At 72.4% G+C, this 26,222-nt stretch carries 29 protein-coding genes, 1 tRNA gene and 1 pseudogene; 19 read left to right on the top strand and 12 right to left on the bottom strand.

Annotated features, from left to right (window positions below; genetic code table 11):
* Positions 1-147: 147 nt before the first annotated feature.
* Entirely contained in the window at positions 148-369 is a 222-nt protein-coding gene (locus ACSDG8_RS23410; RefSeq protein ID WP_210898479.1) for a hypothetical protein, read from the top strand.
* On the opposite strand, the gene ACSDG8_RS23415 is transcribed toward ACSDG8_RS23410, so the two are convergent.
* Complete coding sequence (locus ACSDG8_RS23415; protein ID WP_210898482.1) at positions 344-1,057, bottom strand: phosphodiesterase; 714 nt, start codon at positions 1,055-1,057, stop codon at positions 344-346. The two genes, ACSDG8_RS23410 and ACSDG8_RS23415, sit on opposite strands and share 26 nt — an antisense overlap.
* An 86-nt stretch (positions 1,058-1,143) precedes the next feature.
* On the opposite strand from ACSDG8_RS23415, the gene ACSDG8_RS23420 reads away from it, so the two are divergent.
* The 7 genes from ACSDG8_RS23420 to ACSDG8_RS23450 all read left to right on the top strand — a co-directional run bounded on the left by ACSDG8_RS23420 (position 1,144) and on the right by ACSDG8_RS23450 (position 8,743).
* Complete coding sequence (locus tag ACSDG8_RS23420) at positions 1,144-2,433, top strand: M16 family metallopeptidase (protein WP_210898484.1); 1,290 nt, start codon at positions 1,144-1,146, stop codon at positions 2,431-2,433.
* Positions 2,433-3,776, top strand: coding sequence for a M16 family metallopeptidase (locus tag ACSDG8_RS23425; protein WP_210898486.1), 1,344 nt, complete (start codon positions 2,433-2,435; stop codon positions 3,774-3,776). Before ACSDG8_RS23420 ends, ACSDG8_RS23425 begins: the two co-directional genes overlap by 1 nt.
* Before the next feature lie 97 nt (positions 3,777-3,873).
* Positions 3,874-4,896 carry an aspartate-semialdehyde dehydrogenase gene (locus ACSDG8_RS23430; protein ID WP_210898487.1) on the top strand — a complete coding sequence of 341 codons (1,023 nt, stop codon included), beginning with the start codon at positions 3,874-3,876 and terminating at the stop codon, positions 4,894-4,896.
* Positions 4,897-4,997: 101 nt separating this feature from the next.
* Positions 4,998-5,675, top strand: a complete 678-nt coding sequence (locus ACSDG8_RS23435) for a TMEM175 family protein (protein ID WP_210898488.1) — start codon at positions 4,998-5,000, stop codon at positions 5,673-5,675.
* Positions 5,676-5,734: 59 nt separating this feature from the next.
* The gene (locus ACSDG8_RS23440) at positions 5,735-6,151 is read left to right on the top strand and encodes a CBS domain-containing protein (RefSeq protein WP_210898490.1); all 417 of its coding nucleotides are present in this window, start codon (positions 5,735-5,737) and stop codon (positions 6,149-6,151) included.
* Positions 6,152-6,311: 160 nt separating this feature from the next.
* Positions 6,312-6,683, top strand: coding sequence for an SCP2 sterol-binding domain-containing protein (locus tag ACSDG8_RS23445; RefSeq protein ID WP_210898492.1), 372 nt, complete (start codon positions 6,312-6,314; stop codon positions 6,681-6,683).
* Entirely contained in the window at positions 6,683-8,743 is a 2,061-nt protein-coding gene (locus ACSDG8_RS23450) for an amylo-alpha-1,6-glucosidase (RefSeq protein ID WP_210898493.1), read from the top strand. Before ACSDG8_RS23445 ends, ACSDG8_RS23450 begins: the two co-directional genes overlap by 1 nt.
* 1 nt (position 8,744) lies before the next feature.
* On the opposite strand, the gene ACSDG8_RS23455 is transcribed toward ACSDG8_RS23450, so the two are convergent.
* Together ACSDG8_RS23455 and ACSDG8_RS23460 are read right to left on the bottom strand one after the other, a co-directional pair.
* Positions 8,745-9,134, bottom strand: coding sequence for a VOC family protein (locus ACSDG8_RS23455; RefSeq protein WP_210898494.1), 390 nt, complete (start codon positions 9,132-9,134; stop codon positions 8,745-8,747).
* 9 nt (positions 9,135-9,143) lie between these two features.
* Positions 9,144-9,803: an alpha/beta hydrolase gene (locus tag ACSDG8_RS23460; protein WP_210898497.1), complete on the bottom strand. Its 660-nt coding sequence runs from the start codon at positions 9,801-9,803 to the stop codon at positions 9,144-9,146.
* A gap of 99 nt (positions 9,804-9,902) precedes the next feature.
* Here ACSDG8_RS23460 and ACSDG8_RS23465 point away from each other — a divergent pair, with 99 nt between their 5' ends.
* On the top strand, positions 9,903-10,655 hold the full coding sequence (locus tag ACSDG8_RS23465) for a lysophospholipid acyltransferase family protein (protein WP_210898498.1): 753 nt from the start codon (positions 9,903-9,905) through the stop codon (positions 10,653-10,655).
* 39 nt (positions 10,656-10,694) lie between these two features.
* Here ACSDG8_RS23465 and ACSDG8_RS23470 read toward each other — a convergent pair whose 3' ends face one another.
* The 4 genes from ACSDG8_RS23470 to ACSDG8_RS23485 all read right to left on the bottom strand — a co-directional run bounded on the left by ACSDG8_RS23470 (position 10,695) and on the right by ACSDG8_RS23485 (position 14,560).
* On the bottom strand, positions 10,695-11,438 hold the full coding sequence (locus tag ACSDG8_RS23470) for a hypothetical protein (RefSeq protein ID WP_210898500.1): 744 nt from the start codon (positions 11,436-11,438) through the stop codon (positions 10,695-10,697).
* A 74-nt stretch (positions 11,439-11,512) separates the two neighbouring features.
* Entirely contained in the window at positions 11,513-12,229 is a 717-nt protein-coding gene (locus tag ACSDG8_RS23475; RefSeq protein WP_210898503.1) for a response regulator transcription factor, read from the bottom strand.
* Positions 12,199-13,395 (bottom strand): hypothetical protein, encoded by a 1,197-nt coding sequence (locus tag ACSDG8_RS23480; protein WP_247679417.1) that lies wholly within the window; start codon positions 13,393-13,395, stop codon positions 12,199-12,201. Before ACSDG8_RS23480 ends, ACSDG8_RS23475 begins: the two co-directional genes overlap by 31 nt.
* Positions 13,385-14,560: a sensor histidine kinase gene (locus tag ACSDG8_RS23485; RefSeq protein WP_210898505.1), complete on the bottom strand. Its 1,176-nt coding sequence runs from the start codon at positions 14,558-14,560 to the stop codon at positions 13,385-13,387. The genes ACSDG8_RS23480 and ACSDG8_RS23485 overlap by 11 nt, the downstream gene beginning before the upstream one ends.
* Before the next feature lie 171 nt (positions 14,561-14,731).
* On the opposite strand from ACSDG8_RS23485, the gene ACSDG8_RS23490 reads away from it, so the two are divergent.
* Together ACSDG8_RS23490 and ACSDG8_RS23495 are read left to right on the top strand one after the other, a co-directional pair.
* Entirely contained in the window at positions 14,732-15,172 is a 441-nt protein-coding gene (locus tag ACSDG8_RS23490) for an Rv0361 family membrane protein (RefSeq protein ID WP_210898507.1), read from the top strand.
* 42 nt (positions 15,173-15,214) lie between these two features.
* Positions 15,215-15,625, top strand: coding sequence for a pyridoxamine 5'-phosphate oxidase family protein (locus ACSDG8_RS23495; protein ID WP_210898508.1), 411 nt, complete (start codon positions 15,215-15,217; stop codon positions 15,623-15,625).
* 2 nt (positions 15,626-15,627) lie between these two features.
* Here ACSDG8_RS23495 and ACSDG8_RS23500 read toward each other — a convergent pair whose 3' ends face one another.
* Positions 15,628-16,074: a hypothetical protein gene (locus ACSDG8_RS23500; RefSeq protein ID WP_210898509.1), complete on the bottom strand. Its 447-nt coding sequence runs from the start codon at positions 16,072-16,074 to the stop codon at positions 15,628-15,630.
* Positions 16,075-16,600: 526 nt separating this feature from the next.
* Here ACSDG8_RS23500 and ACSDG8_RS23505 point away from each other — a divergent pair.
* Positions 16,601-17,047, top strand: coding sequence for a hypothetical protein (locus tag ACSDG8_RS23505; RefSeq protein WP_247679419.1), 447 nt, complete (start codon positions 16,601-16,603; stop codon positions 17,045-17,047).
* 15 nt (positions 17,048-17,062) lie between these two features.
* Here the strand turns inward: ACSDG8_RS23505 and ACSDG8_RS23510 are convergent, their stop codons facing one another.
* The gene (locus ACSDG8_RS23510) at positions 17,063-17,422 is read right to left on the bottom strand and encodes a MerR family transcriptional regulator (RefSeq protein WP_210898513.1); all 360 of its coding nucleotides are present in this window, start codon (positions 17,420-17,422) and stop codon (positions 17,063-17,065) included.
* Positions 17,423-17,497: 75 nt separating this feature from the next.
* On the opposite strand from ACSDG8_RS23510, the gene ACSDG8_RS23515 reads away from it, so the two are divergent.
* The 4 genes and pseudogenes from ACSDG8_RS23515 to ACSDG8_RS23530 all read left to right on the top strand — a co-directional run bounded on the left by ACSDG8_RS23515 (position 17,498) and on the right by ACSDG8_RS23530 (position 20,293).
* Positions 17,498-18,223 (top strand): SDR family oxidoreductase, encoded by a 726-nt coding sequence (locus ACSDG8_RS23515; RefSeq protein WP_210898515.1) that lies wholly within the window; start codon positions 17,498-17,500, stop codon positions 18,221-18,223.
* Between the two features lie 26 nt (positions 18,224-18,249).
* Positions 18,250-18,789: pseudogene (locus tag ACSDG8_RS23520) on the top strand (barstar family protein); the annotation flags it as partial.
* A 144-nt stretch (positions 18,790-18,933) separates the two neighbouring features.
* On the top strand, positions 18,934-19,809 hold the full coding sequence (locus tag ACSDG8_RS23525; protein WP_210943002.1) for an alpha/beta fold hydrolase: 876 nt from the start codon (positions 18,934-18,936) through the stop codon (positions 19,807-19,809).
* A gap of 139 nt (positions 19,810-19,948) precedes the next feature.
* On the top strand, positions 19,949-20,293 hold the full coding sequence (locus ACSDG8_RS23530) for a hypothetical protein (protein WP_210898524.1): 345 nt from the start codon (positions 19,949-19,951) through the stop codon (positions 20,291-20,293).
* A gap of 83 nt (positions 20,294-20,376) precedes the next feature.
* Here the strand turns inward: ACSDG8_RS23530 and ACSDG8_RS23535 are convergent, their stop codons facing one another.
* Complete coding sequence (locus ACSDG8_RS23535; protein ID WP_247679420.1) at positions 20,377-21,321, bottom strand: NAD(P)-dependent alcohol dehydrogenase; 945 nt, start codon at positions 21,319-21,321, stop codon at positions 20,377-20,379.
* Between the two features lie 185 nt (positions 21,322-21,506).
* On the opposite strand from ACSDG8_RS23535, the gene ACSDG8_RS23540 reads away from it, so the two are divergent.
* Both ACSDG8_RS23540 and ACSDG8_RS23545 read left to right on the top strand, forming a co-directional pair.
* Positions 21,507-23,516 carry a hypothetical protein gene (locus ACSDG8_RS23540; protein ID WP_210898528.1) on the top strand — a complete coding sequence of 670 codons (2,010 nt, stop codon included), beginning with the start codon at positions 21,507-21,509 and terminating at the stop codon, positions 23,514-23,516.
* A 31-nt stretch (positions 23,517-23,547) separates the two neighbouring features.
* Positions 23,548-23,943, top strand: a complete 396-nt coding sequence (locus ACSDG8_RS23545) for a hypothetical protein (protein ID WP_210898530.1) — start codon at positions 23,548-23,550, stop codon at positions 23,941-23,943.
* 78 nt (positions 23,944-24,021) lie between these two features.
* Here ACSDG8_RS23545 and ACSDG8_RS23550 read toward each other — a convergent pair.
* Positions 24,022-24,094, bottom strand: a tRNA-Arg gene (locus tag ACSDG8_RS23550).
* A gap of 170 nt (positions 24,095-24,264) precedes the next feature.
* Here ACSDG8_RS23550 and ACSDG8_RS23555 point away from each other — a divergent pair.
* Positions 24,265-24,999, top strand: coding sequence for a hypothetical protein (locus tag ACSDG8_RS23555; protein ID WP_210898532.1), 735 nt, complete (start codon positions 24,265-24,267; stop codon positions 24,997-24,999).
* An 80-nt stretch (positions 25,000-25,079) separates the two neighbouring features.
* On the opposite strand, the gene ACSDG8_RS23560 is transcribed toward ACSDG8_RS23555, so the two are convergent.
* Positions 25,080-26,096: an alpha/beta hydrolase gene (locus tag ACSDG8_RS23560; protein WP_210898534.1), complete on the bottom strand. Its 1,017-nt coding sequence runs from the start codon at positions 26,094-26,096 to the stop codon at positions 25,080-25,082.
* Positions 26,097-26,222 lie beyond the last annotated feature (126 nt).

The raw sequence follows: 26,222 nt of genomic DNA on the forward strand, positions 1-26,222 counted from the left end.
TGACGTCAGCTCATGGTCGACTCACCGGCTCCTCCAGCCGGCTGCGTAAACCATCGATACGACATCGTCACGTCGGCCAGCGTACCCGACGCCCGCCGAAAAGCCCGCTGTCGTTCCGAAGTGCGGAACACGGGGTATGTGATCGCCATGACCACGAGCCACGACCCGACTGACCAGGAACGGATCGAATCCCGAGCGCACCTGCTGCCGGAGGAGGCGGCGGCGGGCAGCGACGACGCCGAGGCGCAGGCCGACGCGATCCTCACCGAATCCGACATCCGCGAGGCCGACCAGAACGCCGCCCCCGACACGGTGCTTGAGCACCGCACCTCCGAGCAGACCGTCACCCCCGTCGAGCCGCCCGACTGAGCGTCGCGCCCCGGGCCCGGCGGGAACCCCGGTAACTGTCGTCCCGCAACCGGGCCAGCGGGCCGGCCAGACGCAACCCCGGCGGCACGTTGCCGATCGGATCGAAGGCGAGCGCGGCGTCCTCGGCGGCGCCGCGCTCGTCGTCGAGGCGTACCTCGCCGAACGGCCGCCACCGGCCCACCGCCGAGGCCGCCGCCAGCACCAGCCGGGGCTCGTCGCCGGCCACCGCCGCGCCGGCCTCGGCCAGGCCCCGGCCCAGGTCGGGCGACTCCGGGTCGGCCAGCACGGCCAGGAACAGCCGCCGTCCGCCGGCCCGGAACGGCATGATTGACGTGTACGTCCCGGTGAAGCGCCGCCGGGGCAGCGGCACGTTCCGCAGCACCGGCGCGGCGGCGCTGGAACTGAACAGCAGGTCCACCGGCGGCTCCGGGTCGCGGTGCAGCCGTACCGCCACACCCAGCACGTCCGGCCAGCGGCCCGGCGTCGGCACGCCCTTGGAGAGGCGGATCGTGGCCGGCCACCGGTCGGGTGAGTCGAGCAGCGGAACCCCGGCCGGCGGTCCCGGCGTACCCCAGATCCGGGCCTCGCCGCCGAACGTGCGCCCGGCCGGGTGCAGCAGCCGGGCGTGCCGGAGCCGGGCCAGCGCGGCGGCGGCGCGTTCGACGGCGGACGATGTGGTGGCGGCCATGCCCGCACGGGTACCCCGGCGCGCACCGACGATGCTCCGGCGCGCGTGTCACCTTTCCGCCTCCGAGATCGGATAGCGTCGGTGCCATGCCCGACAGCGGTTTCCCCTGGCCGATCGAGACGACCCGACTGGACAACGGCCTGCGCGTGGTGGTGAGCGAGGACCGCACCGCCCCGGCCGTGGCGGTCAACCTCTGGTACGACGTGGGCTCCCGCCACGAGCCGGCGGGACAGACCGGCTTCGCCCACCTCTTCGAGCACCTCATGTTCGAGGGTTCGGTGAACGTGGCGAAGACCGAGCACATGAAGCTCATCCAGGGCGCGGGCGGCTCGCTCAACGCGACCACCAACCCGGACCGGACCAACTACTTCGAGACGGTCCCGGCCGAGCACTTGGAGCTGGCGCTGTGGCTGGAGGCCGACCGGATGGGCGGGCTGGTGCCGGCGCTGACCCAGGACACGCTCGACAACCAGCGTGACGTGGTGAAGAACGAACGGCGGCAGCGGTACGAGAACGTGCCGTACGGCGACGCCTGGCTTCGGCTGCTGCCGCTGCTCTACCCGCCGGGGCACCCGTACCACCACGCGACGATCGGGTCGATGGCCGACCTGAACGCCGCCGACCTGGCCACCTTCCAGGAGTTCCACAGCACGTACTACGCGCCGAACAACGCCGTCCTCACGGTGGTCGGCGACACCACCGCCGCCGAGGTGTTCGCGCTCGCCGACAAGTACTTCGGTGGCCTCGCCGCGCGCGCCGACATCCCGTCCGCGCCGGACGGCCGCGCCGTGCCGGCCACCGGCCGCCCGGCGGTGGAGACGGTCACCGCCGACGTGCCCGCCCCCCGCGTCTACGTCGCGCACCGCACCCACCCGTTCGGCACCGAGGGGTACGACGTGACCACGGTGCTGGCGACGGTGCTCGGCAGCGGCCGGGGCAGCCGCCTCTACCAGCGGCTCGCCGACGGTGAGCGGATCGCCCAGCCGGACCTGGTCGGCGCGTACGGGGTGGATCTGGCGCACGCGCCCGCCCCGCTGATCGCCACCGCCACGGCCCGCCCCGGGGTGAGCGCCGAGCGGCTGCGCGACGGGCTCGCCCAGGTGGTCGACGAGCTGGCCTCGGTGCCGGTGACCGCCGCCGAGCTGGACCGGGCCAAGGCGCTGCTGAGCACCATGTGGTGGCGGCAGATGTCCACCGTGGACGGGCGGGCGGACACGCTCGGCCGCTACGCCACCCAGTTCGGCGACCCGGCCCGCGCGGCCGACCGGCTGCCGGCCTGGCTCGCGGTGACCGCGGAGCAGATCGCCGAGCAGGCCGCCGAGCTGCTCGGCGCCGCCGACCGGGTGATCCTGACCTACCTGCCCGAGGAGAAGTGATGTCGCTGATCGCCACCCGCCCCGGCCCCGGCGCCGCCCGCGCGTACCGGTTCCCGCAGGTGGTCCGGCGGACGGCGGCCGGCGGCCAGGTGGTCGCCGCGCACCTGCCCGGGCAGAACCTCGCCGTCGCGTTGCTGCTGCTCGACGGCGGCGCGGGCCGGGAGCCGGTCGGCAAGGAAGGGCTCGGCGCGGTGCTGGCCAAGGCGCTGGAGGAGGGCACCGCGCAGCGGGACGCCACCGCGTACGCGCTGGCCATCGAGGCGCTCGGCACCGAGCTGGCGACCGGGCTCGACTGGGACTCGTTCCAGGTGAGCGTGCAGGTGCCGGTGGACCGGCTGACCGCCGCCGTGGAGCTGCTGGCCGAGGCGGTCCGGACGCCCCGGCTCGACCCGGCCGACGTGCTGCGCGTACGCGACGACGAGGCGACCGCACTGCGGATGGACTGGGCCAATCCCGGCCCGCGCGCCGACGCGGTGCTGCGGGCCGAGCTGTTCGGCGCGCAGCACCGGTGGGGCCGCCCGCTCTACGGCGACCCGGGCAGCGTGGCCGCGCTGGAGGTGGACGACGTCACGGTCTTCCACTCCGAGTGGTTCATCCGCCCCGGCACGCTCGTCGTCGCCGGTGACCTGGAACGGATCGACCTGGACGCGCTCGCCGCCACCGCGTTCGCGGGCGCCGGCGGGGGCCCGGTGGAACGCGGCGGCCCGATCGACGTGCCGCTGGCCGGGCAGCGCCGGATCATCCTGGTGGACCGGCCCGGCTCGGTGCAGTCCACGCTGCGGCTCGGTCACCCGTCCCCGCACCGCGCCCACCCGGACCACGTGCCGATGACGCTCGCCGGCACCGTGCTGGGCGGCGCGTTCACGTCCCGGCTCAACCACCTGATCCGCGAGGTACGCGGCTACACGTACGGGATCCGGGGCGACTTCGCCTCGTCCCGGCGCTTCGGGCGGTTCGCGGTCAGCTCCGGCGTGCAGACCGCGGTGACCGCGCCGGCGCTCGTCGAGTCGGTGGGCGAGATCTCGCGTACCCAGCTGACCGGGGTGACCGAGGAGGAACTGGAGGTGGCGCGTTCCTGGCGGGCCGGGCAGCTCTCGGTCGAGTTGCAGAGCCCGCGGGCGATCGCCGCGGCCCTGACCACGCTGGTCGTGCACGACCTGCCGGACGACTACCACGCGCGGCTGCGGGAGCAACTGCTCGCGGCGACAGTCGAGGACGTCTCCGCCGCTGCGGCGACGTACCTGCACCCCGAGTCGCTGACCATGGTGATCGAGGGGGACGCGGCGGTCATCCGGGACGAGCTGGTCGCCAGCGGTCTCGGCGAGGTGGTCGACCACACGTGACCCGGCGGGGCGACGGGCCTGTGATTCCCGTCGCCCCGCATCCGCGCGGTGGGAAACGTTTCCCATCGTCGCCGTCCGGCTGGGTAGCCTCGCGGGCATGAGGATCGGCATTGTGGGAGCCACCGGTCAGGTCGGTGGCGTCATGCGGCAGGTGCTGGCGGAGCGCGAGTTCCCGGCGGAGCAGGTGCGCCTGTTCGCCTCGGCCCGGTCGGCCGGGCGCACGCTGCCCTGGCGCGACGGCGAGGTCACCGTGGAGGACGCGGCCACCGCGGACTACCGCGGCCTGGACATCGTGCTCTTCTCGGCGGGCAAAGCCACCGCGAAGGAGCTGGCTCCCCGGGTCGCCGAGACCGGCGCCGTGGTGATCGACAACTCGTCGGCGTTCCGGATGGACCCGCAGGTGCCGCTGGTGGTCGCCGAGGTCAACCCGCACGCGATCGCCGACCGCCCGAAGGGCATCGTGGCGAACCCGAACTGCACCACGATGGCCGCGATGCCGGTGCTGCGCCCGCTGCACGCCGAGGCCGAGCTGGTCAGCCTGGTGGTCGCCACCTACCAGGCGGTGTCCGGCGCGGGCCTGGCCGGCGTGGCGGAGCTGGACGAGCAGGTCCGCAAGGTGGCCGAGGACGCCACCGGGCTCGCGTTCGACGGCTCGTCCGTCGAGTTCCCGGCGCCGCGCTCGTTCGCCCGCCCGATCGCCTTCAACGTGCTCCCGCTGGCCGGCTCGATCGTCGACGACGGCTCCTTCGAGACCGACGAGGAGCAGAAGCTGCGCAACGAGAGCCGCAAGATCCTGGAGATCCCCGGGCTGAAGGTCTCCGGCACCTGCGTGCGGGTGCCCGTGTTCACCGGCCACTCGTTGCAGATCAACGCCCGGTTCGCCCGCCCGATCGACCCGGCCCGGGCCCGCGAGCTGCTCGACGGCGCGCCCGGTGTGGCGCTGCGCGACGTGCCCACCCCGCTGGAGGCGGCCGGCCAGGACCCGACGTACGTCGGGCGGATCCGCGCCGACGAGACCGTCGAGCACGGGCTCGCGCTGTTCTGCGCGAACGACAACCTGCGCAAGGGCGCGGCGCTGAACGCCGTGCAGCTCGCCGAGCTGGTCGCCGCCGAGCGCTGACCCGCCGGGCGTCCGTGCCGGGCCACCCGGCACGGACGCCCGCGCAGCGGGTATGCCCGCCAGGTCGCCGGCCGCCCCGCGCCGGCAGGGCGGGGGTGCCGATGACGGCCGGACGGGACACCGGGGACGCCGCGGCTGACGGGACGCGCCCGGACACGAACCGGGCCATCGGGTTCAGCGACGCGGTCTTCGCCATCGTCATCACGCTGCTGGTGCTCGACCTGCGGGTGCCCGAGACGGCCCCGGGCGGGATGCTGCGCGAGCTGCTCGACCAGTGGCCGGTGTACCTCGCCTACGTCACGTCCTACCTGTACGTGGCCGTCAACTGGCTGAACCACAAGGGGACGTTCCACCGGGTCCGCAGCACCGACCGGGGTCTGCACTGGGCGAACCTCGGTGTGCTGTTCAGCGTGGCGCTGCTGCCGTTCGTGACCGGCCTCGTCTCCCGCGCGGTCGAGGAGGGCGACACCTTCGACGAGCGGGTCGCGGTGTCCGCGTATGCGCTGGTCGGCGTGCTCCTCTCGGTCACCTGGCTGTGGCTCTACCACTACCTGAGCCGGCACCGGGAACTGCTGGAGCCGCACGTCAGCGCCGGCTTCTTCGAGGCCGAACGTGTCCGGGCCCTGCTCGGCGTCCTCGCGTACGCGATCGCCGGTCTGGTGGGCGTGGCGCTGAGCGTACCGGCGGCGCTCGTGGTGCTCCTGCTGCTGCCGATCTTCTACGGGTTGTCCAGCAACGGCTCCTACGACCTGCGCCGTCGGCTGCGCCACGGGCGGTGAGCGTTACCCCGCCCCCGGCGGCGGGTAGACCGCCGTGCCGACACCGAGAGGGGAGCACCATGACAACGGTCGGAGAGTTCATGACGACCCGGTTGGTGACGATGGACGGCAACGACACGCTCATCGCCGCGGCGCAGGAGATGCGCGACAGCGCCATCGGCGACGTGGTGGTGACCGACGACGGCGACGTGGTCGGAATCGTCACGGACCGGGACATCACGGTGCGGGGCGTGGCCGAGGACATGGACCCCACCGCCACCCGGCTCAACCAGATCACCAGCAAGGACGTGGTGACGGTGAGCCAGTACGACGACGTGGTGGCCGCCGCCGACCTGATGCGCACGTACGCGGTCCGCCGGCTCCCGGTGGTCGACGACGGCCGGCTGGTCGGCCTGATCTCCATGGGTGACCTGGCGGTCGAGCGGGAACCCCAGTCGGTGCTCGCGGACATCAGCGCCGACGACCCCAACAACTGACCTGTCCGACGCGGTGACGCCGGCTCCCGGTTCGGGGGCCGGCGTCTCGCGTCACGCCCGCGCCGCCGCGCTCACCCGGATCGGGCGAGGTTGACCGGGGAACGGGTGGGCACACCGCATCTCGGACGGAAGACCGCAGATAGCGGGAGGAGTCGCCCGGATGGTGGACATGGCCACAAGATTCTTCGAGGACCTGGACCGGCGGGGGTTCGAGCCCTTGTTGGTCAAGACATCCGGAACGCTTCGCTTCGACCTGCACGAGGGCCCGCACACCACGCACTGGCTGCTGGAGATCGACCGGGGCAACCTGCGGGTCCGGCAGGAGGACGGCGAGGCGGACACCGTGGTCGGCACCGAGCCCCGCCTCTTCGCCGAGCTGGTCGGCGGCGAGGAGAACGCCATCGCGGCGCTGCTGCGCGGCGACATGACGGTCGTCGGCGACCTGCGGCTGGTGTTGCAGGTCGAGCGGGTCTTCCCCGGTCCGCCGGATTCCCGGGGACCACGTCACACGTTCAGTGGGAGGGACGCCTGATGCCCGGGGCCAACACCGTCCGCATCCTGGACGGCAACACCTTCGTGGTCAGCGAGGACACCGGCGACATCGAGGCCACGCCGAACGAGCCGACGGGTCTCTTCTCGCTCGACACGCGCTACCTGTCGAAGTGGGTGCTCACCGTCAACGGCGAGCGGCTCAACGCGCTGTCCTACGACGACCTGCAGTACTACGAGGCCCGGTTCTTCCTGGTGCCCGGCATGGCCACGCACTACATCGACGCGAAGCTGTCGGTGATCCGGGAGCGTGCGGTGGGCGGCAGCTTCCGGGAGACGCTGACCATCCTCAACCACGACGAGAAGGCCGTCGACCTGGAGATCCGGATGGACGCCGGCTCCGACTTCGCCGACCTCTTCCAGATCAAGGACGAGATCCTCAACAAGAAGGGCGAGCTGTACGCCGAGGCCGAGCCGGACCGGCTGCGCCTGGGCTACCGGCGGGGCAACTTCCGGCGCGAGACAGTCGTCTCCGCCAACCAGCCGGCCCGCTACGACAAGCGCGGTTTCGCCTGGAGCCTGCGGCTGGAACCCAACGAGCAGTGGGACGCCGTCATCGACGTGCAGACGTTCGCCATCGGCCCCGGCGGCCGGGACCTGCGGATCGGGCTGCGCGCGCACGGCGTCGAGCGGCTCGCGCTCCAGCAGGACCTGGAGGAGTGGATCAGCCGGGCGCCGAAGCTGAACAGCGAGCACGAAGAGCTCGCCTCGACCTACCGGCGGAGCCTGGTCGACCTCGCGGCGCTGCGCTTCTCGCCGCTGTCGCTCGGCGGGCAGACGCTGCCGGCCGCCGGCCTGCCGTGGTTCATGACGATGTTCGGGCGCGACAGCATCCTCACCTGTCTGCAGGTGCTGCCGTTCGCGCCGGAGCTGTCGAAGACCACGCTGCGGATCCTCGCCGCGCTCCAGGGCACCCGGTTCGACGACTTCCGGGACGAGGACCCCGGCCGGATCCTGCACGAGATGCGCTACGGCGAGACCGCCGCGTTCGAGGAGCAGCCGCACTCGCCGTACTACGGCTCGGTGGACGCGACCCCGCTGTTCCTGGTGCTGCTCGACGAGTACGAGCGGTGGAGCGGCGACGGCGCGCTGGTCAAGGAACTGGAAGTGGAGTGCCGGGCCGCGCTGAAGTGGATCGACAAGTACGCCGACCTGGTCGGCAGCGGCTACATCTGGTACGAGCGGCGCAACACCGACACCGGCCTGGAAAACCAGTGCTGGAAGGACTCGTGGGACTCCATCTCGTACGCCGACGGCACGCTGCCGCCGTTTCCCCGGGCCACCTGTGAGGTGCAGGGGTACGCGTACGACGCGAAGATGCGCGCCGCCCGCCTGGCCCGGGAGTTCTGGGGCGACCACACGTACGCCGATCAGCTCGAACGCGAGGCCGCGGAGCTGAAGCGGCGCTTCAACCAGGACTGGTGGGTCGCCGATCGCGGCTTCTACGCGCTCGCGCTGGACCCGGACGGGCGCCAGTGCGACGTGCTCAGCTCCAACATCGGCCACCTGCTGTGGAGCGGGATCGTCGACGAGGAACGGGCGCCGCAGATCGCCGAGCATCTGGTGGGGCCCCGGCTCTGGTCCGGCTGGGGGGTGCGGACGCTGGCCGAGGGCGAGGTCCGCTACAACCCGATCGGCTACCACAACGGCACGATCTGGCCGTTCGACAACTCGTTCGTCGCGTGGGGCCTGCGCCGGTACGGCTTCAACGAGGAGGCGGCCACCGTGGCCAACGGCATCCTCGACGCGGCCACCTACTTCGACGGCCGCCTGCCGGAGGCGTTCGGGGGCTACCAGCGGGAGCTGACGAAGTTCCCGGTGGAGTACCCGACCGCGTGCAGTCCGCAGGCCTGGTCCACCGGCGCCCCGCTGTTGCTGATCCGCACCATGCTGGGCCTGGAGCCGCACGAGGGGCACCTGGCGGTGGATCCGCGCCTGCCGGTGGGCATGGGACGCATCGAGTTGCTGGACATCCCGGGCCGCTGGGGCCGGCTGGACGCGTTCGCCCGGGGCCGCCTCGACCTCGACGAGCCGGCCGACTGAGTCAGTGCCCGGGCGGCGGCGCGCTGTGCGCCTCGTTCGGCGGCAGCAGGCAGAATTCGTTGCCCTCCGGGTCGGCCAGCACGGTCCAGCGCGGCAGTTCGCGTACGACTGTCGCGCCCGCCTCCAGCACGGCGGCCCGCTCCTCGGCGTCGCCGACCAGGTCGAGGTGGATCCGGCCGGGCGCCGGCAGCTCGGCGGCGGGGCTGATCCACAGGTCTGGCCGCCGGCCGTGCGGGTCGCGCAGCAGCACCGCCTCGGCCGGGGCGAGCGTGCCCTCGGCGAGCTTGACCCGGTCCGCCTCGACCACCGGCAGCCCGGTGACCGCGCTCCAGAACGGCGCGAGCAGGTAGGGGTCGCGGCAGTGGATGACGATCGCGGCGAGGTCGGGCATGCCTCGAACCTAGTCGTCCGCGACGGCGGGCAGGACGCTGTCCAGGAACGCGGCGGCCACCGCGCGCAGGTCGGGCCGGTCCAGGTCGAGCGCGTGACCGCCGTCGGTGAGCCACAGGTGCGCCGGGTGGCCGGCGGCGAGCAGCCGGGCGGTCAGCTCGACCGGCTGGGCGGCCGGCACCGCCTCGTCGTCGCGGCCCTGGACCAGCAGCACCGGCACGCCGGAGCCGAGATGGGTGGCGACTGTCGCGTCGGTGGTGGCCGGGTCTCCCGCGGCCGGCGGGTGGCCCAGCAGGTCGGTCCACGGGTCGTCGCCGGGAGCGCGCCGGCGGCGCTGCTGCGGGTCGAGCGGGTCGACGGGCGCCCAGTACGCGAGCACGCCCGCCACGTCGCCGGGCCGGTCCACCCCGCGCAGGGCGAGCTGAAGGGCCAGCATGCCGCCCGCCGAGTCGCCGCCCACCAGCAGCGGCCGGCCGCCCGCCGCGGCCCGGGCGGTCCGTGCCGCGGCGCGTACGTCGTCGAGCTGGGCCGGCCAGCGCGCCTGGTGCGAGAAGCGGTAGGTGGCGGCCACCACGCGCAGTCCGAGCGACGCGAGCGCGGCGCCGTCCTCCGAGGCGCGGGCCCGCCAGCCTCCGCCGTGGATCCAGAGCAGCACGCCGCGTTCGGTCATGCCGCCATCGTGGCCGCGTACGCGGCGGCACGCGACCCCGGTCTGCCGAGGGCAGATCGGCCCTACGGTCGCGTAACCTACTCGGGGTAAAGTTGCGCCATGTCGGAACTCGTGTACCCACCTGTGATCACCGCCGCCAAGACGATGTTCCGGCTCCTCGACCTGCGCCTGGACGTGTCGGGCAGCGACCACGTGCCGCCCACCGGCGGCGCCGTGCTCGCGTCCAACCACGTGAGCTACCTCGACTTCATCTTCTGCGGCTACGGCGCGCACCCGGCCAAGCGGCTGGTCCGCTTCATGGCCAAGGACAGCGTCTTCCGGCACCGCGTGTCCGGTCCGCTGATGCGCGGCATGAAGCACATCCCGGTCAACCGCTCCGCGGGCGCCGGCTCGTACGCCAGCGCTGTCGGCGCGCTGCGCCGCGGCGAGGTGGTCGGCGTCTTCCCGGAGGCGACGATCAGCCGCTCCTTCACCGTCAAGGACCTCAAGAACGGCGCGGCCCGGATGTCGCAGGAGGCCGGCGTGCCGCTGCTGCCGGTGGCGCTCTGGGGCACCCAGCGACTGTGGACCAAGGGGCGCCCGCGCACGCTCACCCGCCGGCACACGCCGATCACCATCATCGTCGGCGAGCCGATGGACCCGGCCGCCTACCCGGACGCCACTGTCATGACCGCCGACCTGCGTACCCGCCTGTCGGCGCTGGTCGACCGGGCCCAGCGGGAGTACCCGGACAAGCCGGCCGGCCCGGACGACACCTGGTGGCAGCCGGCCCACCTGGGCGGCAGCGCGCCCACCCCGGAGGAGGCCGTCGAGCTGGACCGCTCCGAGCGCCGTACCCGCAGCGCCTCCTGACACCGCCGGCGACCTGACTCCGCCTGCGACGGGGGAGCGTCAGCAGGCGGAGCCGGGCCGGTCGCGGGCCGGGACGTCCGACCGTGCCCACGGCGACGCCTCGGCCACCGGCGGACGGTAGTAGTCGTCGCGGGACAGGAACTCCACCGGCAGCGAGCCCGGCAGCGTCACCGTGCCGAGCATCGGGCCGGGGGAGGCGGCGACCCGGGTGGCGAGCACGTCCCGCTCCGGCGGCGAGAGGTCGACCAGATCGGGGTTGGCCAGGCGGTAGCCGGCCACCGAGCGGCGTACCTGCCGGGCCAGGCCGGCGACCGGCCCGACCGGGCCGCCCAGTGCCAGCGCCGGCTGCCGGATGGTACGCAGGGCGTCGCAGACCACGCGCAGCTCGGCCGTGCCGTCGCCGAGGTCGGCCAGTTCCAGCCGGGACGGCCACTGCCAGCGGATCTGACCGCTGACCAGGCGGGACAGCCGGACCGGGCGCCGGTGCCGGGCACCCGTCCGGCTGTCCCGCCCGGGGACCACTGACAACTCGGAGCCGCTGCAGACGTACACCAGGCGGCGGTCGGTCACGGTGATCGTCGCCGGCGTGGGCAGCGCCCAGCAGCGGGCGTCCTCGGTGGGACCCAGCAGGTGACCGGCGACCCGCAGCAGGTGGTGCCCGAGCAGGCGCTCACCCGGCTCGGGCACCAGCGCGTAACGCCGGTCGAGCACGGGACGGGTGGGGTCGGCGTCGGCGTCGAACCGATGCGGCCCGACGAAGAATGGTGCGGCGTCCTCCGGCACGGTACGACCTCCCGGTGACGGTTGGCGGTATCAGGGAGCCTGCCGGATTCGTAGGGTGATTGTCATGACACCTGTTAGGGGGTCGGCCGGTCGGCCGACGCCTGCGACCGGTAGATGCCGATATCTTCCGGTCGGACGAGTCCGTCCTCGATCGCCCGGGCGAGCAGAGCCGCCTTCGTGGCGGCCGGACGCCCCGCTCGGGTGTACTTGATCCGCGCTCGGTCGACGTACTGCTTCACTGTGTGCTCGCTGATCTGCATCCGGCGCGCCACCGACGCCTTCGACATCGACTGGAACCACAACAGCAGCGCCTCACGCTCCTTGTCCGACAGGGCCGGACGATCCGGACGGGCGTCGCCGACCATCGCGCCGGCCAGCGCGGGCGGAACGTACGGCCGGTCGTGCGCCGCCGCCAGCACGGTCGCCACACAGTGCTCGCGTCCCTCGTGCTTGGCCAGGAACGCCACCGCGCCCGCATCCAGCGCGGCCAGCATGGTCGGCGGGTCGCTGTGTTCGGAGTAGACCACCACCCGGCGCCCGGCAGTGCTCAGCTCGGCCAGCTTGTCCAGCACCATCCGGCCGTGCAGGCGCAGGTCGAGCAGCACCACCTCGGCGTCGGGCGCGGCCCGCAGCACCTCGTCCGGGTCGTCGCCGGTGGCCACCACCCGCAACCGCGGCTCGCCGGCCAGCCAGGCACGCACCCCGTCGATCACCACCGGATGGTCGTCCACGATCGCCACCCCGATCGGCCACCCGGCGTTCACGTCCGCCGCCAGCGGGTTTGCGTCCATCTGATCTCCCCGTCCCGCTCGTGCAGGTGTTCCACCGGCCCACCGCCACCGGTCGTTGTCTCGTCCGGGCCGTCGTGGTCCGGTGTCACCAGGCTGACCACCACCTCGTCCGGTCCCGCCACCACCGTCAGCCGGGCCCAGCCCTCGGCGGCGGAGAGCGCCGCCGTCAGCGGGTCGGCCAGCCCGCGCCGGATCTCCACCGGCAGCTCCGGTGGCGTGCCGACCGCCACCAGATCGATCGGCAGCCCGTTGCGCTCGGCCAGGTCGGCCGCCGCGCGCAGCTCGTGCAGCAGCGCGTCGGGCACGTCGTCCGACTCGGCGATGAGCCGGCGTAGCCGGGCGGCGGCCAGCACCGCCCGCCGCCGCACCGCCGGGTCGGCCGGGTCGGCGTCGCCCGCCGCCAGCTCGGCCAGCACCTCCTCGGCGGTGCCACTGACCAAAGCCAGCCGTTCCTGGCGCTCGGTGCGGGCCCGCTCGGCCGCCTCCCGCTCCGCGGCCACGGCCAGCGCCGCCGCCGCGGTGGCCGCCCGGTCGCGGGCCTGCGCGGTGATCGCCGCCGCGCCGACGAAGACCGCCACCGGCAGGGTGGAGGTGCCGTAAACGTACATCGTGGCCCGGCTCAGATCGGCCGGCGCGGTCGCGCCGTACAGCACCACAGCCGTCAATGCGATCGCGCCGTGCGCGGTGAGCATGACCAGCAGCCAGCGCACCGGCCGCTGCCAGAGCGCCAGCAGGAAGAACCAGGCCAGGCCGCCCCACACCCAGTTGGCGGTGCTGAACAGGAAACGCTCGCCGGCACCCGCGACGACCGCCGCGTCGACCACCAGCAGCGCCACGGCCAGGCTCCGGGCCGGGGGCAGCCCGCCGCGCAGCAGCCGTACGCCGGCCCCGACCCCGACCAGCGCGGTCACCAGCCAGCCCACCGCCACCACTGTGGGCGCCGCCATGCCCTGTCCCGCCCGCAACACCCCCGGCAGCGCGACCCCCAGGTGCCAGGCCGCCGCGATGACGATCACCGCGACCCGAGCGCCCCCGTCGGACGCGTCGGCTACCGCGTGCGCCTCCGGCGGGGCCGTGGCCGGCGCCGGGCGCGTCGCCACCCGCGGCCGGGGCAGTGGGCGCAGCACGGAGTCGGCGGTCACCGCCGTGCCCGACTCAGTCGCCATCGGACCACTCCAGCCGAATCCGGGTGCCCGCGCCAGGGGCAGAAGTCACCACGGCACGTCCGCCCACAGTGGCCATCCGCCCGTGGATCGACTCGCGCAGCCCGTACCGGTGGGCCGGGACCGTGGCGGGATCGAAGCCCGGTCCGTCGTCGGCCACCTCGACCACGACGGCGGAGCCCTCGCGGGCCAGGCGCAGCGAGGTGGCCGCGCCCGGCGCGTGCCGCGCCACGTTCGCGAGCGCGGCGGCGGCGCTGTCCGCGAGCGCCGTGGCGACCTCCGCCGGCAGCCGGCATGGCGCAAGCGTCGCGGTCACCGCCGGTCCGGGCATCCCGGCGAGCACCTCGCGCAGCCGTTCGTCCAGGTCGGCCTCGTCGGCCGCGCTCGCGGACCGTGCGCCGGCCAGGGCGGTGAGGGTACGCAGATCGTGCGCGCACCGCTCCCGCAGCGTCGTCGAGTCGGGGACCGCGCCGAGACCGACCATGGTCAGCGTGCCCAGCACCGTGTCGTGCAGGTCGCGGTTGTGTCGCCGTTCGGCCTCGCGGGCGGCGCGCGCCACCACCGCCTCGTGGGACAACCGCTGGAAGTCGGCGAACGCGGCGTCGGCGCGGCCGATCCGGCGGCGCATCACCGCGGTCATCACCGCCGTGCTGCCCGTCTGCACCAGCAGCGTGCCGGCGTGCGCCCGGGCCTCGACCGGGTTGCCAGCCATCGTGGCGCCGGTGACGTACGCGGCGGTGACCAGCAGCCCGGCCGGCACCGACCAGCGGGCCGGGGCGGTGGCCTGCGCGTTGATGACTGTCGAGCTGGCCAGCACCGCGATCCAGCTCGCCTCGCCCGGCAGCACCTCCGGCGCGACCAGCCACGGCACGGCGAGCGCGGCGGCGGTGGTCAGCGCGACGTCGCCGGTCACCAGCGGGCCGTCGATGCCGTGCCGGAACGCCCGCCAGGCGTACCAGACCGACCAGGCGGTGAGCACGACGACCGCGGGGATCAGCAACGCCACCCGCACCGGCGGCGTCCGCACCGACAGCGCGACCACCGCGCTGACCAGGCCGCAGGTGAGCCGCAACAGCGCCGGCGTGGTGGTGAAGATCAGGCCGAACGCGTCACCCGCCGGGCGGGCCGGCGAGGGCCGTGACAGGGGCATGGCGGCAGCGACCGGCATCGGGGAGATGTCCTTCCGGCAGCGACCCGGCCGGGTCCGCGCGGCATAGATTGACGCCGGAGAATAACACGGTTTGTCGGTACTGGTCACCCTTGGTGCTTGACGAGTTTCGCTCCGGCGTAAAGCAAGCATCCGATTCTGCGGTTGCTCACGTTTCCTACCCTGCGGGGTATGGCATACCAGCCGGCCATGGTGCCGCCGAAGAAGTCCAAGCGAACCCTGTTCATCGTGCTCGGCGTGGTGCTGGCGATCTGTTGCTCCGGCGGTGTGCTCGGCGGCTTCTTCCTCTTCCGGGTCGTGCAGGAAGCCACCGGCCCGGCCCGAACCACGGCGAAGACCTACGCCGAGGCGATCGTCGACCGCGACTACCCCGCCGCGTACCGGCAGCTCTGCTCGCGCGTACGCGACCGGGTCAGCGAGGCCGACTTCGCCCAGCAGCAGTCCTCCCAGCCGGAGTTCACCGGCTACGACATCACCGGGGTCAACGTGTCGAACAACAACGGACGGGTGAGCGGGTCGACCAGCATTCGCTTCACCCCGGCGGTCGGCACCAACGTGAACCAGACGTTCCCGATGGTCAAAGAGGACGGGGAGTGGCGGATCTGCGAGTGAGCCGGTCGCGCGCCTCCGCGCGGCGCCTGATCCACTTGTCGGATGACCTCACCTTCCACCGCACCGCTCCCGCCGGCCGTCGAGGACCGGCTCGCCCGCGAGCGCAACGTCTGGCTCTGCACGCTGCGCCGTGACGGCTCACCGCACGTCACTCCCGTGTGGTTCGTCTACGCCGACGGCGTCTGGTGGATCGGCTGCGAGGGGCGCAGCGTCAAGGCCCGCAACGTGTCGGCCGACCCCCGCGTCTCGCTCGCCCTGGAGGACGGCGTCCACCCGGTCGTCGCCGAAGGCGAGGCGCGCGTGCACCGCGCCGGCTTCCCGCCCGCGGTCGTCGCGGCGTTCGCGGACAAGTACGGGGGATGGGACATCCGGCAGCCGGTCACGACGGACGGGGACCGGGTGCTGCTGGAGGTGCCCGTCCGGCGGTGGCTGCTCGCCGGAACGGCACGCTGAGCCTAGTCCCCGGAGAACCCCCAGAAGTAGATCTCGTTCGGGGCACCCGCCTCGTCGTGCAGCACGGCGTACCGGCCGAACCAACGCTGCTCGGCCAGCGGCGCGAGCGCGTCGACGTGAGCGCGCGTCGGCCGGGCGACGCCCGCGCGGGCGAGCACCTCCGCCTCGGTCACCCGCTGGAACGTCCCGAAGTCGGGCTCGTCGCCGTCGGCCAGCACCCGCGTCATGTCCAGGATGGAGTGCGTGCCGGACTCCTGCACCCGCTCGTCCGCCCACAGCGCCTCCTCGCTGCGGGGACGGTCCGGGAAGTCGGCGGCGGACGCGCCGAACTCGCCCGGCGCCGCCCACCAGTAGTCGCCTGCCTCGAAGACCTGCCGGCGCAGTTCGTCCAACGCGGCCTGCGCATCCGGCTGATACGCCACGAAGTAGTTCCAGCCCGATGCGCCCACGCTGCCTCCCGGTGATCCCGCTCGTCGACCGCCGCCGTCCGACGGCGCACGCGATCATGCCCGAGACCACCGACGAAACCGGCGGGTCATCGCGGCCCGGATTCCTGTGCCACTCTCTGCGCCATGCGCTTGTCGGCGGGTCTGCGAGTCGCCGCGGTCGTGGCCGGCCTGCTGTCGGCCGGGGCGGCACTGCTCGCCATGCGGGAGGCGTCGCTTCTGTGGGCAGTGGTCACGCTGGCGGCGCTGTGCGGCCACGCGCTCACCGCCTCCGGTTCTCCCCGGGTGAAATGGGGCGTCGCCGTCGGTGCCGGGCTGTTCGCCCTGGTGACGGTGGCGAACCTGCGCTGGTACGGGGAACAGGCCGCGGACGCGGGCGAGCCGGCACGGGGACAGTCCGCCGCGCGGGCGTACCTGCTGGAGAGCTGGCAGGACGGCATGGACCGGCAGCGGCTGACAGCCGGGGGCCTGGCTCTCGGCGTACTCCTGCTTGGCGCTGCCGTGTCGGCGCGGCCGGCGGCGGGGTGTGGTGACGACGGCCCTGGCGGCGGCCGTGCTCGTCTGGTGCGTGGCGCGCGTGGCGCTGACGCCCGGCGAGCCACCGCTGCCCGGCCTGTTCGCGGCGGTGTGGCCGGCGTTGCTCGCCGCGCTCGTGACCGCCGGGGCGCTCGCGTGGTCCGGACGGCGGGGCGACCGACACGGGCTTCTCCCGGCGGGGATGGTCCTGCTGTCGCTTGTGGCCGTGCGGATCTGCGCAAACCTGGCCGCCACGTGGGCGAGCTGGTGGAGCCTGGCCGAGCCGGCCGGGGACGCCTTCCTGCAACCGGGAATCATGGTGAGCGTGGGCGCTTCGGCGGGAGGCGCCCTGCAGGTGTCGTCGGCCGTGGAGACGGCTGTCGCACTCGGCGGCGTGGGGCTGGCGGTCGTCGGCGCGCTGCGCGCCCACCGCGAGGCCGAGGGCCGGCAGCCGCTCTAGGCCCGCGGCCGCCGCCTACGGGTGGTTGTCGGTGATCGCGATGACCTCGTCGAGGCGCTCCAGGGCGGCCCGGAGGTCGTCGACCTTAGCCTGGATGCGCTCGCGTTCGGCGCGCAGCATGGCGCGCTGCCCGGGGTCGGTGTGTCCGGAGTCCCAGCACGGCAGGAGTTCCGCGATCCTGCTGCTGGTGAGGCCGGCCGCGTACATCTGCTGGATGAAGCGGACCAGCGTGACCGTGTCCGGTCGGTAGAGGCGCTGGCCGGACGGGCTGCGCCCGGGGACGAGAAGCCCTTGCTCCTCGTAGTAGCGCACGGCGCGCACCGAGACACCGGCGCCGCGCGCCACTTCGCCGATGCGGATCAGCTGCTCGGGCACGGTGACTCCTCTCACCCCGGCTCGGGCGCTCAGCACTTGCCTCTGACGTCAACGTCAGGTTTTAGCGTACCGGGCATGGACATCACCAACTCGGTAGCCCTCGTCACCGGAGCCAACCGCGGCCTGGGCCGCGCCTTCGCCCAGCGCCTGCTCGAACGCGGCGCCCGCAAGGTCTACGCGACCGCCCGCCGGCCGGAGACCGTCGACCTGCCCGGCGTCGAGGTGCTGCCGCTCGACATCACCGCCGCCGCATCCGTACGCGCCGTCGCCGAGGCCGCCCCGGACGTCACGCTGCTCGTCAACAACGCCGGCATCCAGACCGGAACCGACCTGGTGGGCGGTTCGCTGGAGGCGGTCCGGCACGAGGTGGAGACCAACGTGCTCGGCCACCTGACCATGATCCGGGCGTTCGCGCCGGCGCTGGCCCGCAACGGCGGAGGCGCGATCGTCAACGTCCTCTCCGCCATGTCGTGGTTCGGGACCAGGGGCGCCGGCGCGTACCACCTGACCAAGGCCGCCGCCTGGGCCATGACGAACGGCGTACGCCTGGAACTCGCCGAGCAGGGCACGCTGGTGACGGCGGTACACCTCGGCCTGGCCGACACCGACATGTCAGCGGGCTGGCCCGTCGACAAGATCGCGCCGTCGGATCTGGCCGACGCGGCGCTCGACGGCGTCGAGACGGGCTCCGCCGAGGTCCTCGCCGACCAGTGGAGCCGCGACGTCAAGTCCCGGCTGACGCTGAAGCCGGAGGAGTTCAACGCCGCGATGGACCGGGCGCTGGCGGCGCTGGCGGCCTGATCGGGCCTGGCTGTACCGTCCCGGTCGTGGCCGCGTTCGACGCGGAGGCCGATCTCAGCGCAGACGTGGGCTTCCGCCTCCTGAGCAACACACCGGTGACCCTCTTCTGGCGCATGGCGGTCCTCGGCCGGACGACCGAGTGGTTGCGCGATCACGGCTACCAGGTCACCCACCTGGACGCCTCGGGCTGGACGACCGAGGAGGCCATGCACCGGGACGTGGCGGCCGTGCTCGGGTTCCCCGGCTACTACGGGCACAACCTCGACGCCCTCAACGACTGCATGCGTGACGTGGTGCGCCAGGAGTACGGCTGGCCGCCCGAGGCAACCGGGCTCGCCCTCGTGCTCACCGGCTACGACACGTTCGCCACGCACTGCCCGAGGTCCGCCGAGATCGTGCTGGACACCATGGCACGTCACTCCCGCCGGGCCGGCCTGTTCGGCCGGCGCCTGATGTGTCTCGTGCAGAGCAACGACCCGCAGATCCGGTTCCAGCCGGTCGGTGCAGTACCCGCGACCTGGAACGACGCGGAGTGGGCGGGCGCCGACCGCCGACCGGACGAGCCCGGAACGGCCGGTCGGGTCGGCGGTCGGCGTGGGCGAGTGGTCCGGGCCGTACGGCGAGCACTTCACCGGATCCGTCCCAGCCGGTAGGCCCCGGAGCGCGGCGCCTCACCGGCCGGGCGGATGGACTCCGGCAGCGGTGTACGCGTGGCGCTTCCGACCAGCTTGATGCAGGATGCAGCGGTGGCCTCGATCTATCGAACCGCTGCGGGCCGGGACCGCATCCGCCAGTGGTGCGAGGAACAGCTGAGCGCATGGCCGGTCCAGCACGATCGACGCGTGATCCGCGCCCAGGCCGAAGACACTCACGTCGTCTCCGTCGGCGAAGGCCCGGTCACGGTCGTCTTCGTCGCTGGTGACCGCTTCAGCACGGCCGCCTACCTGCCGCTGCTCACTGCCTTGGCTCAGCGCTACCGGGTGGTCGCCGCCGACATTCCGGGCCAGCCAGGGCTGAGCGCCGGTGAAGCGGGCACCGCCGGCGGCCGGCTCACGTGGTACGGCTCATGGCTGGGCGAGGTCGTCGAGAAGGCCACCGCCGGGCCGGTCGTGGTGTTCGGGCATTCGTTCGGCGGCGCTGTCGCGCTCGCCGCGGACCATCCCCGGATTCGGGGAAAGGTCGCCGTGTCTCCAGCCGGGTTGTGCCGGCTCCGGATCACACCGCGCGTCCTGCTGGCGTTCCTCGCATGGCTGGTGCGGCCACGAGCTGCTTCGAGCCGTCGGCTGCTACGCATCCTGTCTGCCCCCGGCCGAGGGCCCCGCGCCGAACTGGTGGAGTGGATGACGCTGGTCGCCCGGAACGCCCGTCCGGTGAGTTCCGACGACCTCGTACCGGCGGCCGCTCACCCGACGCCGGTCGTGATCGCGAGCGGACACCACGACGTGTTCCTGCCCCCGCACCGACTGCGTGCAGGAGCACGACAGCGGATCCATGCCGACGCCGACATCATTCCCGCCGCCGGCCATCTCGTCACCGATGAGCACCCCGACCTACTCGCCGCGCTGGTTGCCCGGCTGGTCGACTAGCGCCGCAAGGCGGCCCGTCAGCTCCGTGCGCGGGTCGATGGAATACGTGTGCGCTCTGGGGCGATGTGCAGGAGGATCGTCTGGCCGGCGTGGGCTCGGGGGCGCTGGCTGCACCCGCGCGGGCATGGCTGGAGGATCAGTGGCGCTGAACAAGCGAGGCAGCCGGCGCATCGTCGTCGACGGCAACCGCTACCGCTGGCTCGTCCGCCGGAAGCCGACATACAGCCAAGGCATGACCTGGTCGCCGCTGAGCTTCGCCGTCGAGCGGGCGGATCTGGCTAACTGCGCCACCCTTGTCGTCCGACTCGCATCACCACGACCCGACAACTGGATGAGCGCCCCGGCCTCGCCGGTGCTCCCCTCGGTGGTCGCAGGCGCCGTCCAGCAGGCGCTTGAGCGGGGATGGCAGCCGGAGCGCCCCGGCTCCCCGTTCATGCTGGACCTCGGTGCCGATGAGCAGGGCTGTCACCTCGCCAGTCCCTGAAAGTGGGCACGAAGATCGGCGACGAGCGACGTCAGTTGTTCCCCCGCCTCGACGTGGCCGGCGGATCTCTGCGGGCCGATGGGTCAGGCGACGGTCACGACGACTTTCCCGAGGGCCCGGCCCTCTCCGACGTGAGCCAACGCCTCGGGCACCTCGTCAAGGGTGAAGGACCGGTCGATGTGGACGGTGAGGTCACCCGTGGCGCAGAGGTCGGCCACCGGTTCGAAATGCGCCGGTCCTTCCTTGACGGCGAGCACACCCAGGCGGCGGTGGGTGAGCCGGCCGGCCGCGGCACCGATCGTCAGTACGCGAAGCAGCGTCGGGACCGATCCGCCGACGCACCGGTAACGGCCGCCGGGGGCCAGTGCCCGGCGGTAGCCGAACACCGACCGGTGCGCCACCAGGTCGAGGATGAGGTCGTACGGGCCGCTGCGGGTGAAGTCCTGGCTGCGGTAGTCGATCACCTTGTCCACGCCGACCGATCGCATGAAGTCGAGCTTGCCGGCGTTGTCGACACCCGTCACCTCGGCGCCGAGCCGCTTGGCGATCTGAACGGCGAATGAGCCCGATCCTCCGCCGGCACCGTTGATCAGGACCCGTTTCCCGGCTGCGGCGCCTTGAGTCCCTTGCCATGCGATGGCCCCTGCCTGCGGGATCGTTGAGGCCTCGGCAAAGGTCAGTGCGGCCGGCTTGCGGGCCAGAACCGACTCTTCAGCGATCGCGTACTCGGCGAAGCCGCCCTTGAGCATGAGGTTGTCGCCGTACACTTCGTCACCTGGCCGGAATTGGGTGACCTCCGGGCCGACCGCGTCGACCCGGCCTGCGATGTCCGAACCGAGTGTCCGGCGCGCCGGGGAGCGCAGCCCACCGATGCGCGAATACACGGGCGAGCCGCGCAGGGTCTCCCAATCGCTGAGGTTGACCGACGTCGCTGCGACCTTGACGAGCACCTGTTGCCCAGTGGGAGACGGCTTGGCGACGTCCTCGATCCGCAACACATCCGGCGGCCCGTACCGGTCGTAGACCATCGCTCTCATCCGCGCACCCCTAGCCCTTCGCCAAGGCGCTCCGACCGCAGTACGCGCAGGGCCGGCAGGCAACCGGCTTCTTGGTAGCACACCGAGACGAGGAACCGGGCGCCCAGCCGGAAACGCGGTTCTCCCGATCGGCGTTCGCTCCGTAGGATCTCCGGCGATCAAGGGAGATGAGAACGGTGGGCGATTTCCAGCAGTTCGTGACGGACGTGACCTCGCGTCTGTCCACCATGTCCAAAGGCGAGTTGTACGTCGTCGGCGACGGCCTCGACCGGGACTCGCTCTGGCTCACCTTCCTCGAATCCTTCCCCGCCGGCACCAATCCACGATTCCGTGAGCGGGCCGAGTACGACTGCTCGACCTGCCGCCGTTTCATCAAGCACTTCGGCAACGTCGTCGAGATCCACGCCGGGCGGGTCCGTACCGTCTGGTCCGGGGTCTCGGCCTCCGACCCGGTCTTCTCCGTCGTCGCCGCCGCTCTGGACGAGTTCGTTCTTTCGCTGCCGTTGTCCACCGTCTTCCGGTCCAGCCAGGCGCAGTACGGCACGAAGACCACCCGATCGCTGCGCGACGGCCAGGTCGAGGTGTGGCACCACCTGCACGGCCGGGTGGAGAATCGGCATCGTGCCGAAGACGTCGGCGCGGCACAGAGCAACTTCGGCGCCGCGGTGCAGGTCCTCCAGCGCGGCCTGGCCGAGCTGACCCGGAACGCTCTGGACACCGTCGTCGACCTCATCGACGACAACGCCCTCTACCGCGGTACGGAGCATCGCCGGGCGGTGACCGAGTTCCGGTCGCTGCAGAACCAGTGGACGAAGGCGACCGACAGACGGGCCTTCGTCTTCGCCAACGCCATGAACCCGGCGGCACGCCTTCGCAACACGGTGATCGGCACCCTCGTCCAGGATCTCTCCGCGGGCGTCGACCTGGAGCAGGCGGTCCGGTCGTTCGAGACGAAGGTGGCGCCGCAGAACTATCAACGCCCCACGGCGTTGATCACCCCGGCCATGGTCAAGGCCGCCATGAAGACCATTGACGAGTTGGGCATCGAGGAGTCGTTGCAGCGACGGTTCGCCCGGCTGTCCGACGTGTCGGTCAACAACGTGCTCTGGGTCGACAACGACACACAGCCGCGGATGAAGGACGGCATCGAAGGGCTGCTCATGCAGGCGGCCACCACGAAGTCGACAGGCGCGCGCCTTCGTGACGCGAAGCCGGAGGAGATTCCCGTGGTCTCCTTCATGAAGGACATCCTGCCCGGCGCCGCCACCATCGACCTGTGGGTAGCCAACACCCACGAGCCGCACTTCGTCAGCCTCACGACCGGCCGGCACCCCACTGCTCCGCGGTTGTTCAGGTGGGACAACGATTTCGCCTGGTCGTACGGCGGCAACGTCACCGACTCGATCAGGGAGAAGGTCAAGCGGGCCGGCGGCAACGTCACCGGCAAGCTGCGCGTGAGCCTGTCCTGGTTCAACCACGACGACCTCGACCTGCACGTGTTCGAGCCAAACGGCGATCACATCTGGTACCAGGAGAAGCGCGACAAGCTGGACGTTGACATGAACGCCAGCGGGCCGCTCTCCCGCGAGCCGGTGGAGAACGTCACCTGGACCGACCATGTCCCCGACGGGGAGTACCGGATCGAGGTGAACCAGTACCGCAAGCGGGACAGCGCCCAGGTCGGCTTCGTGATCGAGACCGAGAGCGACGGGAAGATCGAACACTACAGCCACGAGCGCGCGGTCGGCCACAAGGAGACCGTCGAGGTGGGGCGGATGACGGTCACCGGCGGTGTGATCACCGCTTTCCGGCCGGGTAAGGACGTGCAGCCGGGCAGTGCGGGCAAGGAGCTGTGGGGCATCACCACCGAACAGTTCGTACCGGTGTCCACGATCATGTACTCGCCGAACTACTTCGACGACAACGAGGTCGGCAACCGGCACTACTTCTTCATCCTGAAGGGGTGCGTGAACGACCAGCCGACGCGCGGGATCTACAACGAGTTCCTCCGCGGCGACCTGCAACCGCACCGCAAGGTGTTCGAGGTTCTCGGCGACCGCACCAAGTGCGAGCCGTCTCCGGATCAGCTTTCCGGCCTCGGCTTCAGCTCCACGGTCCGCAACTCCGTGGTCGCCAAGGTGACCATGACCGGCGGCCGGCGCCGCCTCGTCAGCATCCAGTTCTGATTCCCTGCCCAGAAATCGGAGAGAGGTCGTCGTGACCATTTTTGAGAAGGCCACGCGGGAGAAGTTCCGCTATCCGTCTGCCAAGGGACTGCTGACCACGGAACAGTTGTGGGAGCTTCCGCTGACCGCCAAGTCCGGCTTCAGCCTCGACGACGTCGCCAAGGCGGTCAACGCCGAACTCAAGGCCGTCGACACCGAGTCGTTCGTGGCCACCGAGGCCAATCCGGCCAAGGCGACCTTGGAAACCAAGTTGGAGGTCGTCAAGCACGTCATCGCCGTACGCCTCTCCGAGGACCAGGCGGCGAAGGCGGCGGCGGCCAAGAAGCTGGAGAAGGAGAAGCTGCTGGCGGTCCTGGGCCGCAAGCAGGACGCGGTCCTGGAAAACCTGACCGAGGCGGAGCTGCTGGCCCGAATCAACAACCTGTAGCTCGCCTACGTGCAGGTCTGCCCTGGCCGGGAAGTGCGGGGCCGGGCGCACCGAGCCGCTGAACTGCGGTGGTGAAGGTGCGCCCGGCAGGATTCGAACCTGCGGCCTTGGGATTAGAAGTCCCCTGCTCTATCCGCTGAGCTACGGGCGCGCGCCGACGGTCGTCGCGCCAAGAGGGTACCGCCGGTCCCGGCCCGCCCGGGGGTACGGGTCGGCGCGTCCGTTCCGCCCCTCAGCGTCCCACGCCGGGCCCCGGACCGGCACCACAGTTCCGGCGGGTCCCGCGCGGGCCGGGCGGGACGCGATCCGTACCCTCGTCGGATGCTGCTCGACCAGGAAACCGAGAACGAGATCGTCTTCGAGCTGTGTCAGCTCCTCGGACGGGCGATCCTGCCTCTCACCGGCTCGGACGGGCCGGGCGCGCCGGCCGGCGTCCTCGGCACCGCCTTCTTCTACAGCGAACTGGTCGGCGCCACAGACGACGGGGAGGTCGCGCACGAGTGGCTGCTCACCGCCGACGCGCTGACCGAGCGGGCGTACGGGGAGATCGGGTTGCGGCCGAGCGTCACCGAGCCGGCCGAGGGGGCGGACGAGCCGATCGAGCTGCCCGGCTTCGCCGACTACTGGCTGCACCTGCCGGAGCTGGGGCTCGCCGCGATGCCGACCGGTGGCCTGCACGGCTGGGCCGACGACCGGGGCTGGCGCTGGCGTACCCAGCAGGTGACCGAGGCGGTGGCCGCGTCGGCCGACTCGGTCGCCCGGATCGGCGCGGCACCCGCCTCGGCGTTCGTGCTTGCGCTGGGCGCGGGCGAGGACGGGTCGCGGCCGCTGGAAGCGGTGGTCGAGCGGGTCGCCCGGGACGGCGGCGAGGTGCGGGTCACCACGGAGCTGCCCGCCGGGTACGTGGGCGCGCCGGTGTTCGCGGTGGAGGCCGGACCGGACGGCGGGCCGGCGTTGCGCTGCCTGGGCGTGCTGCTGCCGCCGCGTGAGGGCGGGCACCCGGTCGCCACGTTCGACCGGATCCGCGCCGCGCTCGCGGCGGTCGTCACCGACTGAGCCGACCGCCCGGCGCCGGCGATCAGGCCGCCGACCGAGCCTGGCCGTCGGCCGGGAGCCGACCGGGGAGGCCGATCGAATCAGCCCTCGGCGGTCGCGTCGGCCGGTCGCCGCGGTGACGGCGGCGTCGTGGGCTCCGGTTCGGTCGGCCCGGCGCGGAGGAACCCCTCCGCCCACCGCCCGACCTCTGCGAAGACCTTCTCGCGTACGCCCGGACTGGACAGCGTGAGGTCGTGCAGCCCGCCGTCGAAGCGGGCCAGCGTGACGTGGTGGCCGAGGCGGGGCGCCCAGCGCACCATGTGCTCGACGTCGAGGACGGCGTCGGCGCCGGTGGCGCTGTCGTGCCACTTGGTGCCCCGGAAGCTGCGCGTGGAGCAGGCGAGCAGCACCGGCACCGGGATGTCCAGGCCGGCCCGCAGGCGACGCTGACCGGCCCGGATCGCGCTGATCCAGCCGGCCCGCACCGGGAACCCGGCCAGCGGCTTCCAGGCCAGGTCGTACCGCCATTCGCCCCGGTGGTCGGCGTGCAGGCTCTCGCCGTACACCGTGCCCAGGCCGAACGGCAGGACACGCTGCGGCGCCCTGCGGCCCAGGCGGGAGACGGCGGCCGCGAGGGGCCGGCGGACCATCCAGGGCGCGTTGATGTCGAAGAAGGGGCTGTTGAGCACGATCCCGTCGACCAGGCCGGCGTCGCGGCGGTCGTGCGCCCAGAGCGAGATGATCAGGCCGCCGGTCGAGTGGCCCATGGCGAGCAGGGTGTCGTGTCCCTCCTCGGCGCGGATGATCTCTGCGGCGGCGTCCAGCTCGGGGAAGTAGTCGCTCAGGTCACGGCAGAAGTTCGGGGTCTGGTGCGCCAGCAGGCTGCGGCCGTACTTGCGCAGGTCGAGCGCGTAGAAATCCCAGCCACGCTCGGCGAAGAAGTCAGCCACGTGGGTCTGGAAGAAGTAGTCGACGAAGCCGTGCACGTAGAGCACGGCGCGGCCGGTCGGGCGGTCGGCCCGTCGCCGCACCAGGGTCGCGACGACCGGCCCTTCGTCGTCGGTGCCCAGCTCGATCGTCCGCCGCTCGTAGGGGGCGCCCAGCACGTCCGGTTCCACGACCGCGACGGTACGCCGCCGCGCTACCCGGCGGTAGGGGTTGTAAGGAGGGGCCCCTTGTTAACGCCTCCGGTAGAGGAAGGGCCCCTTGTTAACAACGCCGCAGCGCAGGGACGGCCCGCCCGC

Source organism: Micromonospora sp. LA-10 (assembly GCF_051853095.1).
In the GTDB taxonomy this organism is placed as follows: Bacteria; Actinomycetota; Actinomycetes; order Mycobacteriales; family Micromonosporaceae; genus Micromonospora; species Micromonospora echinospora_A.

Bases quoted from the DNA above. Each gene is read 5' to 3' on its own strand.
- ACSDG8_RS23425 (WP_210898486.1), top strand. From the start codon at position 2,433: ATGTCGCTGATCGCCACCCGCCCCGGCCCCGGCGCCGCCCGCGCGTAC.
- ACSDG8_RS23475 (WP_210898503.1), bottom strand. From the start codon at position 12,229: ATGGACGCAAACCCGCTGGCGGCGGACGTGAACGCCGGGTGGCCGATC.
- ACSDG8_RS23445 (WP_210898492.1), top strand. From the start codon at position 6,312: ATGGTGGACATGGCCACAAGATTCTTCGAGGACCTGGACCGGCGGGGG.
- ACSDG8_RS23430 (WP_210898487.1), top strand. From the start codon at position 3,874: ATGAGGATCGGCATTGTGGGAGCCACCGGTCAGGTCGGTGGCGTCATG.
- ACSDG8_RS23415 (WP_210898482.1), bottom strand. From the start codon at position 1,057: ATGGCCGCCACCACATCGTCCGCCGTCGAACGCGCCGCCGCCGCGCTG.
- ACSDG8_RS23480 (WP_247679417.1), bottom strand. From the start codon at position 13,395: ATGGCGACTGAGTCGGGCACGGCGGTGACCGCCGACTCCGTGCTGCGC.
- ACSDG8_RS23495 (WP_210898508.1), top strand. From the start codon at position 15,215: ATGACCTCACCTTCCACCGCACCGCTCCCGCCGGCCGTCGAGGACCGG.
- ACSDG8_RS23555 (WP_210898532.1), top strand. From the start codon at position 24,265: ATGCTGCTCGACCAGGAAACCGAGAACGAGATCGTCTTCGAGCTGTGT.
- ACSDG8_RS23420 (WP_210898484.1), top strand. From the start codon at position 1,144: ATGCCCGACAGCGGTTTCCCCTGGCCGATCGAGACGACCCGACTGGAC.
- ACSDG8_RS23455 (WP_210898494.1), bottom strand. From the start codon at position 9,134: ATGCCCGACCTCGCCGCGATCGTCATCCACTGCCGCGACCCCTACCTG.
- ACSDG8_RS23485 (WP_210898505.1), bottom strand. From the start codon at position 14,560: ATGCCGGTCGCTGCCGCCATGCCCCTGTCACGGCCCTCGCCGGCCCGC.
- ACSDG8_RS23465 (WP_210898498.1), top strand. From the start codon at position 9,903: ATGTCGGAACTCGTGTACCCACCTGTGATCACCGCCGCCAAGACGATG.
- ACSDG8_RS23440 (WP_210898490.1), top strand. From the start codon at position 5,735: ATGACAACGGTCGGAGAGTTCATGACGACCCGGTTGGTGACGATGGAC.
- ACSDG8_RS23435 (WP_210898488.1), top strand. From the start codon at position 4,998: ATGACGGCCGGACGGGACACCGGGGACGCCGCGGCTGACGGGACGCGC.
- ACSDG8_RS23460 (WP_210898497.1), bottom strand. From the start codon at position 9,803: ATGACCGAACGCGGCGTGCTGCTCTGGATCCACGGCGGAGGCTGGCGG.
- ACSDG8_RS23490 (WP_210898507.1), top strand. From the start codon at position 14,732: ATGGCATACCAGCCGGCCATGGTGCCGCCGAAGAAGTCCAAGCGAACC.
- ACSDG8_RS23535 (WP_247679420.1), bottom strand. From the start codon at position 21,321: ATGGTCTACGACCGGTACGGGCCGCCGGATGTGTTGCGGATCGAGGAC.
- ACSDG8_RS23410 (WP_210898479.1), top strand. From the start codon at position 148: ATGACCACGAGCCACGACCCGACTGACCAGGAACGGATCGAATCCCGA.
- ACSDG8_RS23450 (WP_210898493.1), top strand. From the start codon at position 6,683: ATGCCCGGGGCCAACACCGTCCGCATCCTGGACGGCAACACCTTCGTG.
- ACSDG8_RS23515 (WP_210898515.1), top strand. From the start codon at position 17,498: ATGGACATCACCAACTCGGTAGCCCTCGTCACCGGAGCCAACCGCGGC.